The sequence below is a fragment of the bacterium genome, from assembly GCA_035307765.1.
Lineage (GTDB): Bacteria > Sysuimicrobiota > Sysuimicrobiia > Sysuimicrobiales > Segetimicrobiaceae > Segetimicrobium.
In genome coordinates this window covers 1-19,441 of sequence record DATGHU010000001.1, presented here as the reverse complement: position 1 = coordinate 19,441, position 19,441 = coordinate 1, and the positions used below count along the sequence as shown (strand labels likewise).

Genomic DNA, 19,441 nt, shown 5'->3' with positions numbered 1-19,441 from the left:
CGCCGCTATCAACTCGGGGATGGGGTATAGAGGCCCTGTTCGACTGCCCAGGCGGCGATCTGGGCTCGAGAGTTCAACCCGAGCTTATTCAGGACGTTTTGCACATGTGTTTCCGCCGTCCTCACCGTTACCGTAAGCTGCGAGGCGATTTCACGGTTTGTCAGGCCCCGCGCGACCAGTACGGCCACTTCCCGCTCGCGTAGAGAGAGCCGGTCCAGTTGGCCATGGCTGATCGGCTTCTCCAGACTTTTGGTTTTGGACGGGACAATGTCTTCTGAGGTCAGCGCAACCTCGATCACTCGTTCCGGCGTCATCCCGCGGCCCTCTGCCCACGCCGCTGCGAATGCAACGTCTCCCATCGCGGCACGAAGGGCGGTGACCGCACGATCGTCCTCAGCCAGGTCGGACGGCGCGGGGCCAATGCCCGTGCTCTCCCGCAAGGCCGCGACGGCCCCAAACAACCGTGCGGCGCGCTCATTCTGCCCTCGTCCATGCGCGGTCCTGGCCAACGCGAGCAGGCAGTGGGACGTGCGCAACTTGACGCCGAGCTCACAGAACAGCGCGAGGCCCTCCTTGAGCATCGCTTCTGCACGCTGGTAGTTTCCTTGAAGCGCCAGCACCACCCCCGCGTTGGCGAGCGCAGAAGCCACGCCCCGTGTGTCCCCCAGTTTTCTGGCGATGCTCAAGCTTTCCTCGCTGAGTACCGTCGCCCGTTCGTAGTCACCCTGCAGCCGTACGATCTCCCCCAGACAGTTCAGAGACACCGGGAGATACCACGTGTTTCCCGTTCGCCGGCACAGAGCCACACTTTCTTCCATCTTCACACCGGCCTCAGCATAGTCGCCTTGTAACTCCGCCGCGTGAGCAAGATAATGGAGCGCCCATGCGCTCCCGTGCTCGTCGCCCAAGGCGCGACAGAGATTCAGCGCCTCGCGACAGCGTTCCAAGATCCGGTCAGGGCGACCCTGGCGGTGCGCAACGAACGCCGCCGCGTTGAGCGCTCTGGCCCTCACCGCCGGCGACGTGTCCGTCGCCTGAGCGAGCATCGCGTCCAACCACTCGCCCCCCTCGCGCAATCCCCGTATGTCCCAGAGCCAATACAAGCTGCTCGCCAACCGCAAGCCCACTTCTAAGGTTCCCTCCGTCATGCTCCAGCTGACAGCGGCTCGCACGTTGTCATACTCTGTTTCTAACCGCTTGTTCCAGGCGCCCTGATCGGGGCCCCGAAACTTCAGCTCGGCCTGCTCCGCCAATCCCAGGAAATAGTCCCGATGTCGCCCTCGGACGTGGTGTTCCTCTCCTGACGCCACGAGCCGGTCCCAACTGTACTGACGCATCGTCTCCAGCAATCGGTACCGACCCCCTCCCTGCTGCTCGTCAAAGCCGACGAGCGACTTGTTGACAAGGTTCGTCAACAGGTTGAGGATGTCACCTCGGTCCCCACCGCCGTCCCCGCAGACTCTCTCGGCCGCCTCCAGCGTGAATCCGCCCACGAACACCGAGAGCTGCCGCAACAGGGATCGTTCGAGCTCCGATAGGAGTTCATAGCTCCAATCCATTGCTCCGCGCAGGGTTTGCTGACGAGGGAGCGCCGTCCGGCTCCCCCCTGTCAGCAGTCGAAACCGATCGTCGAGCCTAAGGGCAATGGTCTCGAGCGGCATCGCCTTCACCCGCGCCGCCGCCAACTCGATCGCCAAAGGGATGCCGTCCAACCTGTGACAGATGTGCGCTACCGCTGCTGCATTGCCGGAAGTGACCTGAAACCCAGGCTTGCCGAAGGCGGCGCGTTCGGCGAAAAGACGCACCGCCTCGAACTGCATCAAATCCCGAGGTGACGGGAGCACCCGAGGATCGGGCAACGAAAGCGAGGGTACAGTGTAGGTCATCTCGCCGGCGATCCTGAGTCCTTCCCGGCTCGTCGCCAGGATACGCAATTTCGGGCAGGTCCGTAGCAGGGTGTCCGCAAGCTGGGCGCTGGTGGACAAGAGGTGCTCGCAGTTGTCGAGTATGAGCAGCAACGACTTGGAGCGCAGGTAGTCCGCTAGCGTCTCGATCAAGGAGCGGGTTGGTTGCTCGGAGACCCCTAACGCCGACACGGCGGCGAGGGGAACAAGGGTGGGATCTGAGAGCGGTGCCAAGTCGACCATCCACGCGCCGTCAGGGTACAGTTCGAGCAAGTCAGCAGCCACTTGTAGCGCGAGCCGCGTCTTCCCGGAGCCCCCCGCTCCTGTGAGGGTCAGCAAGCACGTGGTGGTCAGTAGTCGTTTGACTTCGATTATTTCCAGCGTCCGCCCGACGAAACTTGCCACCTGGCGCGGGAGGTTATTGGGGAGAGCATCGAGAGAATTGAGCGGCGGGAAGTCGGCGGGTAGGCTGGCTGTCACGACCTGGAACAGGTGCTGCGGATCACCGAGATCTTTTAGCCGATGCTGGCCGAGGTCGCGGAAGTTTACTCCTTTTGGCGGATCGTCCGCCACGAGATCGCGCGTCGTCTGAGAGAGCAGAATTTGTCCTCCGTGCCCCACGGCGCAGATACGAGATGCGCGATGGACAGCCATCCCCACATAGCCGCCGTTACCGCTGACTGGCTCCCCAGTGTGGAGGCCCATCCTGACGCGGACGGAAATACCGGCGGGCCAGGGGAAGCGTTTGATTGCGTGAAGCGCCGCGACAGCGGCGGACAACGCATCTTTGGCTCGAGGGAAGGCTAGGAAGCAACCGTCCCCCTGAGTATCTACGTCACGTCCGCCTTTGGTGTAGGCAGTTGTTCGAACAAGTCGCCGATACTCTGCCAGCACCTTCGCGTAGCGATCACCCAGCTGCTCGAGGAGGCGTGTAGAGCCCTCAATGTCGGTGAAGAGGAACGTGACCGTCCCGGTCGGCAGGCTGGGCATACGCTGCCTCCCCGATGAGCAAGACTGGCCCGGCTTACCCCAAGGCGACGTTCGCCGTAGAGACCTTGTGTCTCCTGCGGGTGCTAGACGTAAAGAGCCTACCCGGAGGGAACAAGGATCTGACGATTGAATGAGGCGGACTCTACAAATGGTTTATATTCGGCGGAGGTTGCCCGAGGCATCCGAACCCTGATCCCCGAGGTTTGCCCCTCGCCGCCCTGACGTTGCACTTCCTCGAGGCAATGCCAAGGCGTCACACCGCAGTCTCAGATTCACGGGATGGTGGCGCCGAATTGAGAGCGGATCGTCGCGATGATGCTCGCCCAGCCAGTTGCCCAGCGCCGCCACCTCGCCCCCGGCGGACGCCTCCAGTGCTGGCATCATCCCCCGTCGACTACGCCGCCCTTCTACACCCTCGTCGGTGGTGTGCGCGCGTGGAAGGGATCGGGCGGCTACTTCAAGGTAAGAGCTCAATTCGATTCGGGAGCCAGCGCGTACTCGATGGCCTGCTCAAGCGTCATCGTCCGGCCCTCAGCCCAGGCCTTACTGAATGCGGGTTCGGCGAGTTGGCTTTTCGTCACGGTCATGTAATGATCGCAATCCCGACGATTAAAGGGCTCCAGGCGAATGCTGGCGGTAGACATCAGGGTCTCGGCCGCTCCGAACAGGGTAGCCGCCCGTGTGGTGTCAGCCGACGCTCCGGCGAGTCCCACGAGGCACTTGATCATCACCCGCCTGTCCCCCAGTTCTTCGGCCAGCGCCAGGCTCTCGCGAAACAACGCCCACGATCGTTGGCGGTTGCCTTGCCGGAGCACCGCGTATCCTAGGTTATGGAGGACCATCTCCTTGCCCTGCTTGTCCCCGAGGTTATGGAAGAGCGTCAGCGCTTCCTCATAGAGGCCCGTCGCGTTCGGATAGTTCGCTTCTGCGCGGGCCGTGTTTGCCAGACAATTCAAGGCGCGACCAAGTTCAAACGTGTTCCTCGCAGCACGATGGAGGGTGACGCTGCGCTCCAGCAAGTCCGCGGCCCGAGGGAGATCGTCCGCGCCCTCCGCCGCATGGGCGAGGTAGTGGAGTGCCTCCGCACTCCCTGTCGTGTCCCCCTCCGCTTGCGATAGAGTGAGGGCTTCCCCGCACAACGCGGGCACCTGCGCATAATCACCCTGGCGGTGGGCCAGGTGTCCGACGCGGTTAAGCGCCTTCACCCGCAACACCGGCGCCGCTCCCTTGTGCAGCGCCAACATCTCGTCCAGCCAGGCTCGTCCCTCGGCAAAGTGGCCATGAATGTCCCAGAAGTCGCACAAGGCTGCCGCCAACCGTAATCCGCCTGCATCCGCGCCGGCATCGGCCTTGCTCCAAGCGAGCGCGGCGCGGAGGTTATCGTGGTTCTCCTCCAGTCGTTCGAGCCAGGCAATCTGGTTGGGTCCGTGCAGTTCAGGCTCTGCCCGCTCGGCGAGGCCCAAGTACCAATCGCGGTGCCGCCGCTGCACCCCATCGGCCTCGCCGGCCTCTTGGAGCCGAGCCCGGCCGTACTCCCGGACCGTCTCCAGCAGCCGATATCGCGCCTCTCCTCCCTGCGTATCCACGACCACCAGCGATTTGTTCACCAACTGGGTGAGCAGGTCCAGAATGTCAGCCGCCTCGATGCTGTCTCCGGAGCAAACAGCTTCTGCCGCATCGATCGTCCACCTACCTGCAAAAACGGACATGCGGTGCAGGGCGGTCCGCTCCTTCGGCGAGAGCAGGTCATAGCTCCAGTCCATCGCTCCCCGCAACGTCTGCTGGCGGGGGAGGGCGGTGCGGCTTCCCCCGGTGAGCAATCGGAACCGGTCGTCCAGCCGGGTGGCGATCTGTTCGGCCGCCAACACCTTGATCCGTGCCGCCGCGAGTTCGATGGCGAAAGGGATGCCGTCCAACCGGTGGCAGATCTGAGCCACCGCGGAGGCATTGGTACTTGTCACCGCAAACTGCGGTTCACTCGCCACCGCCCGGTTAACAAACAGCCGGACGGCGTCGTATTGCATGAACCGGTCCAGGGTGGGAAGGTGCCTTGGATCGGGGACTGACAGCGAGGGGACGCGCCATGTGGTTTCTCCCAGCAGCGCAAGAGCCTCACGGCTCGTCGTGAGAATCCGCAGGTTGGGGCACGCCCCAAGGAGGACGGAAGCGAGATGGGCGCAGGCACCGACTAGATGCTCGCAATTGTCCAGGATCACAAGCGCGGATTTGAACCGCAGGGCGTCCGCAAGCGTGTCGGTCAGCCTCCGACCCGGCTGCTCAGGCACGCCCATTGAGGAGGCCACTGCTTTCATGACGTGGCTCGAGTCGGACAACGGCGCCAACTCAACGAACCAGACGCCGCCGGGAAACTGCTCAAGCGCCTCGGCGGCCGCCTGCAGGGCCAGCCGGGTCTTGCCCGCCCCCTCCGACCCAGTGAGCGTGAGCAAACGGGTTGCGGAGAGCAGTCGGTTGACCTCAGCCTTCTCCCGCTCGCGGCCAATGAAACTCGTCAATTGCAGGGGCAGGTTGTTGGGGATGGCGTCCAGCGACTGGACGGGCGGGAAGTCGGCGGGAAGATCTGGGTGCACGACCTGCAAGAGATGCTCGGGCTCCCGCAAATCCTTGAGGCGGTGGAGTCCCAAATCCCGCAGGCGTATACTCGGGTGGAGGTCACGGGCGGCCAACCCGCTCACCGCGTCCGAGAGAAGGATCTGGCCCCCATGCGCGGCGGCTCCAATGCGGGCAGCGCGATGCACGTCGACACCAACATAGCGGTCCGCGTTGCTGATAGGTTCGCCCGAGTGGAGCCCCATCCGCACCCGGATCGACGCGTTGTCCGGCCAGGTGTGCTTCATCAGTGACTGTTGGGCCGCGACCGCTGTCGCTACAGCATCCCTGGCCCGAGAGAATGCCACCAGGAAGGCATCACCTTGGGTGTCGATCTCCTGTCCGCTTCCCTTGGCGAACGCCTCACGGAGGAGGCGTTGGTGTTCCGCCAGGACCTCCGCAAAGCGGCGGTCGCCGAGGCGCTGGAGGAGCGTCGTGGCGCCCTCGATGTCGGTGAAGAGGAAGGTAACAGTTCCGGTCGGCAGACTCGGCATGCGCGGCCTCCTCTTGGGAAGACGGGCCGCAATATTCAAGGCGACGTTCGGCGGAGGGCCCCCTGACTCCTCGGCGTGGACGTGGTCTGAATGGCCGGGCTCACACCACCGGAGCCCGGTCCACCTGCCGAAGGCGGCGGGCGACCGTACGCATGATCTTGCGGACCATCGGCAAGGATTCGTCGAGGAGCTGCCAGAACTCGCGATATCCCAGGGTCAGCAGCCGCATCGGCGTAGCCGCCTCGACAGTCGCCGACCGCGGTTCGCCGTCGATCAGGCTCATCTCGCCGAAGAAGTCCCCCCGGCCCAGGTGAACCGCGCGTCCCCGCTGCGTCGTCACCAACGCCCGACCCTCGACGATGAGAAACATTTCCCGTCCCGGTTCGCCGAGGGTGACCAGTCGTTTTCCCGTCGGCACATCGATCTCCCGCATTAGGCGGGCGATCCGCCCCAATTCCCTCGGTGAGAGGCCCCCGAACAGAAGGAGTTTCTCAAGTAGGGCAACCCTTGCGGTCCCCGATTCATGGGTAGGCATCGATCTATTTCTCTCCCTCCCCCAGCCGGTGCCACCTGAGGTTCGCGGCGCTGATAACGCTTCCCTTCGCCTCTCCGCTTAGGCGCCACTTACGACCCCTGCGGCATGTCCCGCCGGCGCGGCGTCAAGGACCAAGAAGCCCTTGCGCCCGCCAGAATGGGAGGCTGGCGACAATCCCGATGAGCGTGAGGATCGTTACCCCGACCCCTACGGCCACGCCGTGCCGATCCGTGAACATCTCGTGCCGGGTGAGATCCCGGGTCAATCGGTAATAGTCGCTCTGCCGCGGGTGGATCCACGTGTAGGCCGTCAGCTGCACGACAAACCCGACCACCCAGGGTGAGACCCCGATCCCATGGGCGGCAGGTACGAGCGCCAGGCTCAACAGGTACATCGCCGGGATCTGTGGCAGCACGAGGCGACAGGCGATCACACCGCCGGCCAGGAGCAGGACGAGGACTCCTGGGTCCGGGATGGCGCGGGCCACAGGAAGCAGGGCATGGCCAATCCACCGGTCGATCCCCACAGCGCGCAGCACGTCCCCGGCACCCAGCAGCACACCGAAAAAGACGAGGTACCCCCATTCGATCCCACCGCGGAACCCCTCAGGCCCCAGTGCGCCCCCGGCGATTACCAGGATCAGCGCCGAGAGGCCCAGCCCGGCGGTGCTCACGTGGAGCGCCGGTCCAACCAACAGCCCCCCGAGCATGACGGCCAGCCCCAGGATTGTGACCCACTCGTGTCGCGACAGCGGTCCCAGGGTGCGCTGCTGGCGTTGGAGGACTTCGAGGGTGACTCCACCCGTTGCCTTCGAGCGGAACCACACGAGCAGCAGCAGGCTCGAACCGAGGAGGAGGACGGCCCCCGCGGGCGCCGCGCTGACCAGCCAGGTCAGCCAGTCGAAGCGAATGCGGTCCGGCTCAGGCAGTAGCGCGACGATGAAGAAGTTGGCCACCAGGCCGGTGAGGAAGATGCAGCCGAATGTTCCGTAGCCGATGATTCCAGCAAACGCCAGCCCCGCTCTTCCCCGGCTCCGTAGCGGATATCCAAGCGCCTCGGCGAGTTCCTGAGCCACCGGCGCAATGATGGTGACGCGCGCGGTGGCGATGGGCATGAGAGGCGTGAGCAGGAGGCCGCCGGTGAGGAGCGAAAGCACCTGGCCTCCGTAGGTTCTCGGGAACACCCTCAAGAGCAGCAACGCGATGCGGAACAGCAATCCCGTGCGAGCCATGGCCGCGGCGAGCCCAAGGACCGCCAGGGCCAGAAGATATGAGGGACTGGAGAAGCCGGAAAACGCGAGGGACACGGGGACGAGGCCGGCGATCCCCCAAGCCGCCCCCATGGCCAAGGCGATAAGATAGTACGGGATCAGCTCAGAGAGCCACAACAGCGCAGATCCGAGCATGATGAGCCCGACGTGCCATCCCTGCGCGGAGAGCCCCGCGGGCGGAGCGACCGTCCAGAGCACGAGCGGAAGACCCACCGCCGAGATGATCACCGCCATCCAATGGCGTGGCGATTTCCCCGGGACCGAGGCATCGTGGGTCAGCACGAATGGGAGGCGCGGTGCCGCCGACGCCCCCGCACCCTGGCGCGACCGCTGATCCACCAGTTCGGCAAGACCCCGCGCCACGGTGAGGCCGAGTGTCGGCCGCTCCTGCACCAGCCGTTCGAAGCGGTCGCGGGGCAGCCGCCACACCCTCACGTCCGTCACGGCCCGAACCGATCCCGTCCGGCGACCCAGGAGCAGGCCGAGCTCCCCGAAGTGGGCGGGGGCCTCAACTTCAGTCAGCGCCCGATCGCCCGCTGCGGTGGAGAGGCTGACTTCCACCCGGCCGGAGTCGAGCAGGTATAGCGCGTCTGCGGCCTCCCCCTCCCTGAAGATGATCGAGTCCGCGGGAAAGTCTACCGGGGCCAGCGCACCGACGAGTCGCGCCAGGTCGAGCCGATTGAGCGCCCGAAAGAACGGCACGGCTCGTATCAGCCGTTCCACCAGGTGGTCTTCGAGCAAGGGCCCTTCTCCATATTGCATCGCGGAGCTCCTGCCCCCCCGCCTGAGTTACCAAGGTGCCCCCCGCAAGCGCATCGACGGGTTCGAACCCTGGTCGAGTCGCACGCGCGCACCACCGGAGGATTGTCGGCGCGGGGTCCCCTTTGAAGAATGCTACGGAAGCGTCGGGCAGTCCTGTCCCACAGAGATGCAATCGGGTGAAACGAATGCGCTGTCGCTCTTTTCAGCTTGATGAGGGCTGGTGCAGTTCGCTGCTGACGAGGGGTGCTGCGCCGGAAGCAGTATCCTATCGAGGCCCACAACCTCCGTGGTCGCCGCGTCCGCGTACTAGAGCCTTCGAGCGGGCCGTTGTCGAGTTGCACGCACCGGTGCTGGATGCTGTGCTCGTCGCCAAACTCACCGGGCTCCGATGGGGCGAGCAGGTCGCGCTCCGAAATGATGAGGACGTCGACTTCCGCCGGAACAAGGCCTCGGTCAACGCGCGTTGTACCGCCGCAGCCCTCAGACACCGAAGACGGAGATCAGTGTCCGCAGCATCGACCCGTGCCCGACCGTGCGGCGAATCTTGCAGTCAGTCGCCAAGGAACGGTCCGCCGAGCTTGTGTTCTCGCCGGACGGTATCACATCGATCGGTGACAGGTCCTGGATCAAGCGGCAGTGGCGTGCTGCCCAATGTCGTGCGGGCATCAAAATACCGATCACCCGGCACGATCTCCGCCACCAGGTTTGTCTCGCTGCTCATCTGTGCTGGCAAGCAAGCACCCGAAGTACATCGCGCAGCAGGCCGGTCACTCGTCAGCGGGGTTCACACTGGACCGATACGGTACGCTGTTCGAAACGCTGCCAATTACCCCGGTGGAGTGGTGGGACGATCTACTCTGGCCCGGCGGGCACCATATGGGTACTGTAGTAGACGAAACTGGAAAGAAAAAGGCGGGAGAGCAGGGGTTCGACCGAACGCTGGAAGCAGAAGTCGACAGCGGCCGTCAAGAGTAGACGATGCTCGACATACGAACAGGGGCTGAAAATTCGATTCCCGCCGCCTCCACCAAGAACCCGGCAACATCCGACTGCACGGCGCTGCTAGACGCCGTATTTTCCACGGTTGAGCGGTTCATCCGGCCGCCGTGCGAGGAGATGAACAGGACGCCGCTGCCGTCTTCCCGCAGCCATCGGCTGAGCACCCGCACCTCGTCGAGCAGCGGCTGGCCGGGGTGGCGCTCGAGCGTCTGCACCGTGGTAAGACTGCCCTTCAACCGCTCAACGCGGACCCAGCCCTACTTCATGTTCACGTACTCAACCCGCAGGCCCGTGACCTCTGACACTCGCAGGACGTGTCGGATCGGGAGCAGGACCATGGCGTGCGCGCGGGGGCCGTGCCGCTTGGCGGCCTTGAGGAGCCGGAGGATCATGCAGTTCTCGCCCGTATTGGTCTCGCATGGCACCTCCCTCGGCCTGCTCCCCCACGGAGTCCGCGGTATGTAGAAGTCGAGTCGCGGCTGTTCAGGCACGCGTCCCCGATGCGGCGCGAAACCCTGTCAGCGTGGTGTTGGGATCGTTCACCCACCGCTCGTAGATGAGATCGCCCACGCCGATCATGCCGCCTGCAAGAATCCGCGCCCGTAATCCTGCTCGATGCACGAGCGCGCGCAGGACTCCTCGCTGCGTCGCTCGTTCGAGATGCGCACAAGGCTCACACAGCGTCCTCCCTCGCAGGATCACCTCTCCTACGCGGAACTCGCGGCCCACAAGGCTGTTGAGTGCGACGCCCTGGGTGATGATGTTGCGGCGCATGTCTTGCGGATCGACGACGATCCCGTGGTCATGCCTCAGCGCTTCCAAGACCTCGCGCTCCGCCAAGGTCACCTCGGTGATACGGTCAGGGTGATCCGACAGTGTCCCGGCGTGGCAAAAATAGCGGTCCCCTTCGAGGCCTCGTCCCGCGACCGCGGACACGGCCGGAAGCGCCACCATGGGCGCTCCAGCCGTCGGCGCAATGAAGATGTGGGTGACACGGCCGCAGCGCATCATGCGTGGTGTCTCCCACACAGGTGGCATCGCTCCGTCCTCTCACCGGGAGAGGTCGTCATCTCATTTTGTGGTCTTGACCATCTTGGCATTGTCCTGGCCGACTCGGGTCCCCCGGCGAAGGACGCCGTTTGCGTCAAGGAGGAAGGCGATGACATCCCAATACGCCTGTGCCTTAAGGCTCCCGGGATTGTCAAAGGGCATCACCCGGCTCACGTAGGTGAAGAGCTGATCGGCAGTGCGGTACCCCGCGAGCGGGTCCCAGGGCGCCACCAGCTTGCGGCCGGTCTTGCCCTCGCCGTGGTCGCCATGGCACTTGGCACATTGGGCCACGTATACCGCCTTGCCGATCGCGACTTGGTCCCGTGGAGACCGCGTCGGCACAATTGACGTCTGCGGCGCGCATCCTCCCCCGAGCACCGCGACCATCGAGGCCAGGACGGGAAGCGCGTACCTCCGGGCTCGTCCCGGCTCTCGATGTCTCCATCCCCATGTCACGCAACGCGCACTGCGAACCGGGGAATGCTGTTGTCGAGGAGGTCCGACTCGTTCGAGGGAATCTGTGCTGGCTGGACATCCCCCTTCCGGTCGGTGGCGCGGGTCATCAACGTGTGATCGCCTGGCGTCGCGTTCCAATCGAACTTGAACCGCATCCACGCGATATTCCTGGTCGTCTGGCCGACCAGGGTCGCCTGACGCCAGGTCGCGCCTCCGTCCACATTGTAGTCGACCTTCTGAATGCCCATGGGCGAGTAGGCGTACCCTGTCATCGTCTGACGTCCGGCCTTGAGCGTCGGATGCTGCCCCCGCTGCAAGGGATAGCCCGGCGGGACGTCCGGTAGCTGGTCCAGCATCACGGGCAGGTTCAGGTGGCTCTTCGTCCTCTGCCATTTCGCCGTCTGACCGCGGACATCCGAGGCGGCGACTCCCATGGTGAACTCATCGTTGGGGCCCGGCTTCTCGGCCGGGTAATCGGGTCCGACGAGGGATTCTTCCTTGGTGTTCATCCGTGTCCAGAAGCGGTGGCTGGCGATCCGGATCTCGGTCAGCCACTTGACGCTCGCGGCGCCTCCCCAGCCGGGGACAAGCGCCCGCACGGGGCCGCCATGGTCAGGGGGGAGATCCTTCCCGTTCATGCCGTAAGCGAGCCCGATCACCTCGGGGCGTGCGCGGAGTTCCGAGAGATCGATCGGGCGGCCGGTATCCGGGCCGTCCGCCCCGCTCCAGAACAGGGCCTGTACCGCGGTGCTCTTCGGGCGCACCCGACTCAGAATCTCGCTGATCGGGACATAGTGCCACTCGACCTGACCGACGAGCCCAAAGCCCCGCATTCCGCCGTTGCCATTACACTCATGGTAGCGGATGGCGGTCACGCTACGCATCTTGGCGAGGTCGCCGTAGGTGAGTTCAATGGGGCGCTCGATCGCATCTCCCGTTACCTTCAGTTTCCACGCCACCTTGTCCACGGCGGGCGTCTTGTAGCGGCTCCGGAGAAAGAGCCGCTCCGATGGGATAACGTCCGTTGTAAACTTCCACCAGTGGGATCCCAGCACGGTGGCGCCCAGCCCGTAGAAGTTCGTGGTGATGTCCTCGAGGAAGTTCTTCTGGTATGTTGCGATCGTATCGCTGGCGGTGCTCTGGGCCCACGCGGGGTGTGCGGATGAACCTGCGGCAACTCCAAAGATGGCAAGGGCTCCTCCCGCACCTAACAACCGGATGAACTCACGGCGGCTAACTCCGGCTTCCCGGGCCACCGTCCACAACACTTCCTCGCCGTTGCCTGACGTCAGCGTGCGTAAGCGCGTCATCTCCTACCCCCCCTCGTCTCACGCTCTCCGATTCCATCCGCTAGCCCTGATGAAGGTGCCGCTCACCGGTGCCAAACACGAGCATTAGGCTGAGAACACGCATGGAGCTCGGCGCCCTTCGTACCCCCCCTCAAGAGTACGGAAAACTGAGAGGCGTGCCATCCTGGAAACCCTATAAAGGAATACCGATCCTTGCCAGTGTTGCGAGATGCGAACGCTCTGACGGTGAAGTCGAGGCGAGCCCGAGCGCAGTGATCTGCGGACGACCGGCGTCAGCCTGGTCCACGTGACCGGGTGCCAGATGCACCTGTGGCGCTGTATGCGTCTTCGCGACGCGTGCCTGCGCCTGGCCCGGCGCACCTATCACGCGCCGACCCGCCCCGCGGCGGAGCGGGCCCTCCAGCTGCAGGTCCGCGCCTGGCAGCCCACGGCCCCCCAGGCTGTCGCGTGCCTCCCGCGCGACTGGGGACCTTGCGGCCCTGGACGGCGTAATCGACTACGATCTCGCCTTGCCCGAGCATGGCCTCCCGCCGCCTGAATGCCTCCTCGATCCGGGAAAGCGCGATGATGGCGTTCTCGGCTTGGATCGTGAAGCCCCGGCAGATGCGGCGCCCTTAGGAAGGACTGGACAAGTGCAGGGGACTACCCCGCATCCCGGGAATCCCTTGTTTTCCAAGGCTTCAGAGAGTCGCCTGGATCGGCAGAGGCGGGTTCGATTCCCGCCGCCGCCACCATTGCAAAGAATTCGAACCAGCCTTCGAGCCCTCGTTTTCGGCGGGGGCTGGCCCCAGCACTCCCTTGCTTGGCGGATCCCGATGTGCTGCAACCTGTGCCCCGAGTACCCGAAATTAGGCAGGACAGGGCGGGGGAACGCAGGATTGGTGGAACACCGCAAACGCCTGCAAACAAAGGCTGACGGTGGTACTGGATAGTAGGCAGTAAGACAGAGGTTGATGTTTCGATTTCCTCCGTATGACCTGTGCCCAACGATGTTACCGGATGGATGGTGACTCTCCCTGTGGCATCGAAGGGTTTCTGGGTATCTTGGGAAAAAGGCATGCCGGTACCCAAAGTTCATCAGGTGTGTTACGGGGGGGACAGTGAGTGAGTACAATGCAGGCCCCATCTTTCGGTATCAAGCCATATCCGGGCGGTACAACGGAGTAGCTGGCGCCGTCAACTCGTTGATATATTCAGATATTAATACTTCTAAGCATCAAAATCCAACATGACCGGCCAGGTCGCGCACCACTCCAATCGCCGCCCGCGTTGGACTTGAAAGGACCGCTGTCCGCATCTGCCGAACCGCCATTCCAACGTTGGTCACGATCTCTTGTCATGGAGGCTGACGGAATGGCTCGTCGGCCCAGGAAGCGGGTTGCGAAGAGAGTGGCTGTCAAGCGGACAAGGCGGATTGCTCGACCGCCGCACTCTTTATCGGGAGCGGCTCGTCAACGACTCCACAATCTGCCGATTCAACTCACCAGTTTCATCGGGCGCGAGCATGAGATTATAGAGGTCAGGCGACTGCTCTTGAGCACTCGCCTGCTTACGCTCACTGGAACCGCGGGCTCTGGTAAGACGAGACTGGCATTGCAGGTTGTGAGCAAGGCGCTGGCCGAGTTCCCCCAAGGCGTGTGGATGATCAATTTTGCGCCGCTATCCAACCCTCGCTTCGTTCCACACGTAGTCGCCACCACCCTCGGCGTCCCCGAGCGCCCCGGCAGAGCGCTCCGGGACTCGCTGGCGGACTCACTTCGTTCCAGAGAGCTGCTTCTTCTGTTAGACAACTGTGAACACGTTCTGACCGCCTGCGCTCACCTGGCAGACGCGTTGCTCCGAGAATGTCCGTCCTTGCGAATTTTAGCTACGAGTCGGGAACCCCTGGGCATCACAGGCGAGATCCGATGGAGTGTGCCCCCCCTTTCCCTCCCCGATCTCAAGGAGATGCCGCCAAGTGAGCAGCTGATCAAGTACGAGGCCGTTCATCTCTTTCTCGAGCGTGCCATAGGTGCTCATTCGGCATTTGCCATCACAGACCGCAATGCCCGCGCTATTGCTCGCCTCTGCCATCAATTGGATGGCATTCCACTGGCGCTCGAAATGGCGGCGGCGTGGGTGCGGGTCCTAACGGTGGACGAGATACTTGACCGGCTCTCGGATCGCTTCCGGCTGCTGACCAGCGGGAGCCGTGTAGCCGTTTCACGCCATCAGACACTGAGGACAGCGATGGATTGGAGTTACGAGTTGCTATCCGCGGCGGAGCGTGCTCTGCTGTGCCGACTGTCTGTGTTTGCTGGCGGCTGGACTTTGGAGGCGTCGGAGGCGGTTTGTGCCGAAAACGGTGTGGAGCGGTCCGCCGTGCTAAGCCTACTCACAAAGTTGGCGGACAAATCGTTGGTGATAGCGGATACTCGCGGCGGTGAGACGCGCTATCGGTTGCTGGAGACGATTCGACAGTATGGCCGTGACCGGCTGATGGAGTCCGGCGAATCGGCGGATGCGCAGGCGCGCCATCGCAACTGGTACCTGGAGTGGGCGGAGCGGGTGGAGCGGAAATTGCTGGGGCCGGAACAAGTGGCGTGGCTGGCGCGATTAGAGATGGAACATGGTAATTTCCGAGCAGCGCTGGAGTGGTGCAGAGCGGAGGAGGAGGGGGCTGAGGCATGGTTACGGTTGGCGGGCGCACTGCGTGAATTTTGGCACATGCGCGGCCATCATAGCGAGGGACGGGAATGGTTGGAAAATGGGCTAGCCATCAGCGGCCGCGTGTCGACGTCGGTGCGTGCGAAGGCGAACTATGGGGCGGGAATTTTGACGCGGAGTCAGGACATTGTGAGAGGCGAGGAGCTCCTGCGAGAGGGGTTTGCCTTGTTTCGGGAAGTGGGAGACGTAACGGGTATTGCCTACTCACTCCACCATCTGGCGCATGTGGCGGCAGAACGGCTGAACTATGATCGAGCGGTGACTCTATTTGAGGAGAGTCTGACACTGTTCCGAGAAGCAGGAGACAGGTGGGGGGTTGGGTGGTCTCTCCACTGTCTTGGCATGGAGACGCTTAATCGAGGTTACGTCGCTCGGGCAAAAGGACTGTTGGGAGAGAGTCTATCCATCGTGCAGGAAGTGGGAAACACATATACTCTTGCCTACTTGTATCACAACCTTGGGATCGTAGCGGAAAGACAGGGAGACTACAAGCGGGCAGCGGAGCTACTAGAGAAGGCTCTGACAATCACACGACTGGTTGGCGACAAAGGTCATACCCCCGGCGTGCAATGCAGCATGGCGAAAGTGTTGCTATGTCAGGGGGACCAGGAGCGGGCAGGCGCGCTGTATAGGGAGAGCCTGATTTTGCGACGAGAAATAGGAGATAGACCAAGGTTTGCGGAGAGTCTCGAGGGATTGGCCGGGCTGGCCGGTGCCCAAGGGCATCACGAGCGGGCAGCTAGGATCCTCGGAGCCGCCGAGGCCTTACGTGAGGCTACTGGGTACCAACGTTTTCCGCTCTGGCAAACTGATCACGACGAGCGTGTTGCCTCTGTACGGGATGCTTTGGAGGAATCAGTCGTTGCGACCTGTTGGGCCGAAGGCCGGGCGATGACGGTGGAGCAGCTGGTCGAGTATGCACTAGCACCAACGGAAACCCCTCAGCCCAAGGGTAAGGAACCGGCCAAGTCTGTTGTTGGGAAGCGAGTAGGGGCGCTTGCACCTCGTGAGTGGGAGGTGGCGGTCCTCATCGCAGAAGGGAAAACTAATCGAGCGATCGCGGCGCATCTCTCGATTACGGAGGGCACGGCGGAGGCTCACGTCCAGCATATTCTCAACAAATTGGGATTCAACTCTCGGGCGCAGATTGCCGCCTGGGCGGTTGAGCACGGATTGCGCACCGCGTCCCCGTCTTCGCCGGCCTCACCCGATCATCGCTAGCACCTCGTAATTCGCGCGAGAATCCACCCTCCTATATAGGGTCTCCAGGATGGCGCAGTTCCCGGCTTCCCCTAGACTTGGAGGAGCACGAAAAGGGGGTGCGCCCAATGCATCTTCTCTTGAGCCTTATCCTTGCGCTTATAGCATCGGCTCCCGCTGGCGCTACACACTCATCGGATCGGAATCCGCAACTCATTGTGCCAGGTCAACGGATTGGTCGTGCGCGCCTCGGTATGAATCGGCCTGCGATTGATGCGGTCAATCGCACGACACTATGCCCGGTTGTCGCAACCTACGATGCATCGGGACATGCGATGTGGCTTCAGACGTCATGGGGTGGAGGTTGTCCGATTTCCGATAAGATCCAGGTTGGTTTGTTTGCCGCACCGGTCTTGCGTGCGTTCGGCGCACCGGACCGAGTCATCAAGGATGCTCGGTATCCTCACACGGTCGCCTTTTGGCTCGTTTATGGGGACCGAGGACTCGGGTTTCGTATTTTGGGGTGGTTCCCAGAAGGCATAATCCAGGCTATCGCTGTGTTTCCAGGGACCGCCTCGCACCTCAGTAATGAGTCAAACAGCGCGACAGCCCGCGATGCTGAGGCTGCAACCCGAATGGATGCCACAAAGATCAGCAGAGGCACTGAGGTGGAGCCACAGATTGGGCAGCTCCTCGAAGAGGCCGGGGCGTACATGGTGTCACTTTATAGCGACGCAGGGAACGGCGATGGATCTGATCCCGCGCCGATACCCCCGCGAGGCGGAACCATGGGGGAGTACTAACACCATCTTGCGCCCTACGATGGGACGACGGGAACGAAGGATGAACGAATCCGAATGTGTGCAACCATTGCCTTGGCGTTCTCAATCGGCGTGGTACTTCAGAGGGCTATGGTCATTATAACCTGTCGGGTTGACTGCCAGCGGTGATGCCAACCGGTGGACCCAGGTCATAGACACGGCGGGTTGGCTGAGCCGGCTGAAACGATAGCCTTATTTGCACGCAGTTTCTCTTACGGTTACTGCGTAGCGACTGTAGAGGGAGGTACGAAATTGATGCGGCTGATTCTAGCGTTCCTCGTTTGCGTGATGCTCTCATCTGGCCTGCTCGCGCTGATGAAACACGAGACGGGCGCAAATTCCGCGAAGCTTTCCGAAACGCAACGCATAGCAAAACCGGGGACTACCATCCCCTCCTTGACTCCTGTCCGGCCGGTAGTGCCCCCGGAAGGTACCGGCTATTGGCCATGAGTCAATAAATCTAAGGGCTCCACGCCGCGAGCCCTCGGGCGCGGTCTTCGGCGTTCCAATTCTTGCAGCAGTCTTGATCATGGTGGATTCTATGTTGATGTGGACCGAATTCCCAGGGCTAGGCTCCGGCCGCCACCACACGGTGGTTTCAGGAAAGGTGGTCGATTTCGGGCTTGGTAGGCACCATATGGGCACCGTAATCGACGAAAGTGGACCGAGAAAGGTGGGGGAGCAGGGGTCCGAGCGAACGTCGCGAGCAGAGGGTTCCGGCGGTCGCCAGGAGTAGACGATGCTCGACAGACGAACAGGGGCTGAAAATTCGATTCCCGCCGCCTCCACCAAGAACCTGGCTACATCCGACTGCACGGCGCTGCTAGTCGCCCTATTTTCCACGGGTTTCGGCCCCTCAGACGGTAGAACAAGACTGCCCCCCGTTGTGCCTCATCGCGCAGCCAGCCCGAGTCGACGCGACTCTCACCAGCCCCCTTCAGCAGGGTCGCGGCGGCAGGCGCCGGCCCGGCGTCCGCCGCCCTACGTGAGCCGGGGGATGATCTCGGCGGCGAGGCGTTCCATTTGCTGCGTCTCGTCGAACATCGGGTTGAGCAGGATCATCTGCGCGCCCGCGTCCGCCACCTCACGCAGCGCCGCGGCGCAGTCATCGGACGGTCCGAAGACCGCGACCGACTCCATGTTCCGCAGGCCGAAGTCGCCGTAGAGCTCATCGAGCGCCTCACCGATGCGGCGCCGCGCCCGCGCGGCGTCGTCGTCCACCGCGATGTAGACGCGCTTCGCCACGCGGAACGCGGTGGCGGGACGGTCCGCGGCGGCGAGCGCTTCGCGCAGAACGCGCACCTGCTCTGCGAACCGCACGGTCGGTTGCGAGCCGGCGCCGAAGAAGCCGGTGCCGTGGCGGACGGCGCGCCGCACCGCGGCTGGGTGGCTACCGCCGAGCCACACCGGCGGATGCGGCTTCTGAAACGGCTTGGGCTCCATCGCGCCGCCGTTTATCTGCCAGAACCGGCCGTGGAACGTGACCGCGGGCTCGGTCCACAGCATCTTCATGAGTCGCACGCCCTCGACGAAGCGGGCGGCCAGCCCGTCCGGCGTGATGCCGAACGCCGGAAACGCCCGGCGGCCGCCGAGGCCCACGCCGACCTCGAGCCGCCCGCGGCTCAACTGATCCAGCGTGCTGAGGCTCTTGGCGAGGTGCACGGGGCTGTGCAGCGGGGTGACGAACACGGCGCAGCCGAGCCGCAGCCGCTCGGTGCAGGCCGCCGCGTAGGCCATTACCTCCATCGGGCCGAGGAACGGCTTCGTGCCGAGGAGCTGTTCCTGCGTCCAGGCGCCCTCGAAGCCGAGCGCTTCCGCGCGGGCAAGGAACGTACGGAACGCGGTAGGGTCGAAGGCACCGTCGCGGACGAACTGGGGAATGGCGATGGCAAACTGCATGCGCCCGGCCTCTCAGTCGAGAAACTTCGACTGGTCGATCACCCACAGCCAGGTGCCGTCGGGCTGGCGGCGTGCCACTTCCGCCGTGACGCCGCCCGCAAACCTCGTCGATGTGAGCGCGAGGTCCCCGCACCGCAGCGCCGGCCGCTGCTCGCTCTGAAACGACCGCGTTCCATGCAGCATCTCAGCTGAAATTTCCATTTTGTCGCCTGCACTCCTTCCGTCGGTGGGACCCAGCCCGTTTTTCCGGCCGGGGCCCTCCCCGGCGGCCCCCCCGAAAGCCCCGTTTGTGCCCTTCTAGAGTGTCCAGTGTGGACGAGGTGTTGACACTTTTGCACTCCAACCAAGAGCGTCGTCATCATTCAACTGGCCTTCCGAGCGGCGAACACCGACGCTGGCGTGCGCCCCTGCAACCGGTAGCCTTGGTGCGGCCGCTCC

Annotated in this window: 12 protein-coding genes; 1 reads left to right on the top strand and 11 read right to left on the bottom strand. The window is 63.5% G+C overall.

Annotated features, from left to right (window positions below; translation table 11 throughout):
* Positions 1 to 8: 8 nt before the first annotated feature.
* The 9 genes from VKV57_00060 to VKV57_00020 all read right to left on the bottom strand — a co-directional run bounded on the left by VKV57_00060 (position 9) and on the right by VKV57_00020 (position 12,377).
* Positions 9 to 2,894 carry a tetratricopeptide repeat protein gene (locus VKV57_00060; protein ID HLW58299.1) on the bottom strand — a complete coding sequence of 962 codons (2,886 nt, stop codon included), beginning with the start codon at positions 2,892 to 2,894 and terminating at the stop codon, positions 9 to 11.
* A 470-nt stretch (positions 2,895 to 3,364) separates the two neighbouring features.
* Positions 3,365 to 5,995 (bottom strand): tetratricopeptide repeat protein, encoded by a 2,631-nt coding sequence (locus VKV57_00055; GenBank protein ID HLW58298.1) that lies wholly within the window; start codon positions 5,993 to 5,995, stop codon positions 3,365 to 3,367.
* A 100-nt stretch (positions 5,996 to 6,095) separates the two neighbouring features.
* Complete coding sequence (locus VKV57_00050; protein ID HLW58297.1) at positions 6,096 to 6,530, bottom strand: cyclic nucleotide-binding domain-containing protein; 435 nt, start codon at positions 6,528 to 6,530, stop codon at positions 6,096 to 6,098.
* A gap of 124 nt (positions 6,531 to 6,654) precedes the next feature.
* The gene (locus tag VKV57_00045; GenBank protein HLW58296.1) at positions 6,655 to 8,562 is read right to left on the bottom strand and encodes an SLC13 family permease; all 1,908 of its coding nucleotides are present in this window, start codon (positions 8,560 to 8,562) and stop codon (positions 6,655 to 6,657) included.
* 965 nt (positions 8,563 to 9,527) lie between these two features.
* On the bottom strand, positions 9,528 to 9,776 hold the full coding sequence (locus tag VKV57_00040) for a hypothetical protein (protein HLW58295.1): 249 nt from the start codon (positions 9,774 to 9,776) through the stop codon (positions 9,528 to 9,530).
* 42 nt (positions 9,777 to 9,818) lie between these two features.
* Entirely contained in the window at positions 9,819 to 9,986 is a 168-nt protein-coding gene (locus VKV57_00035) for a hypothetical protein (protein ID HLW58294.1), read from the bottom strand.
* A 58-nt stretch (positions 9,987 to 10,044) separates the two neighbouring features.
* Entirely contained in the window at positions 10,045 to 10,572 is a 528-nt protein-coding gene (locus VKV57_00030) for an MOSC domain-containing protein (GenBank protein HLW58293.1), read from the bottom strand.
* Between the two features lie 60 nt (positions 10,573 to 10,632).
* Positions 10,633 to 10,998, bottom strand: a complete 366-nt coding sequence (locus VKV57_00025) for a cytochrome c (GenBank protein ID HLW58292.1) — start codon at positions 10,996 to 10,998, stop codon at positions 10,633 to 10,635.
* 65 nt (positions 10,999 to 11,063) lie between these two features.
* A complete protein-coding gene (locus VKV57_00020) occupies positions 11,064 to 12,377 on the bottom strand; it encodes a molybdopterin-dependent oxidoreductase (GenBank protein HLW58291.1) in 1,314 nt (437 codons plus the stop codon).
* A 1,947-nt stretch (positions 12,378 to 14,324) separates the two neighbouring features.
* On the opposite strand from VKV57_00020, the gene VKV57_00015 reads away from it, so the two are divergent.
* A complete protein-coding gene (locus VKV57_00015) occupies positions 14,325 to 16,304 on the top strand; it encodes a tetratricopeptide repeat protein (GenBank protein HLW58290.1) in 1,980 nt (659 codons plus the stop codon).
* A gap of 1,781 nt (positions 16,305 to 18,085) precedes the next feature.
* On the opposite strand, the gene VKV57_00010 is transcribed toward VKV57_00015, so the two are convergent.
* Entirely contained in the window at positions 18,086 to 19,003 is a 918-nt protein-coding gene (locus VKV57_00010; GenBank protein HLW58289.1) for an LLM class flavin-dependent oxidoreductase, read from the bottom strand.
* Positions 19,004 to 19,015: 12 nt separating this feature from the next.
* Positions 19,016 to 19,186 carry a hypothetical protein gene (locus tag VKV57_00005; GenBank protein ID HLW58288.1) on the bottom strand — a complete coding sequence of 57 codons (171 nt, stop codon included), beginning with the start codon at positions 19,184 to 19,186 and terminating at the stop codon, positions 19,016 to 19,018.
* Positions 19,187 to 19,441 lie beyond the last annotated feature (255 nt).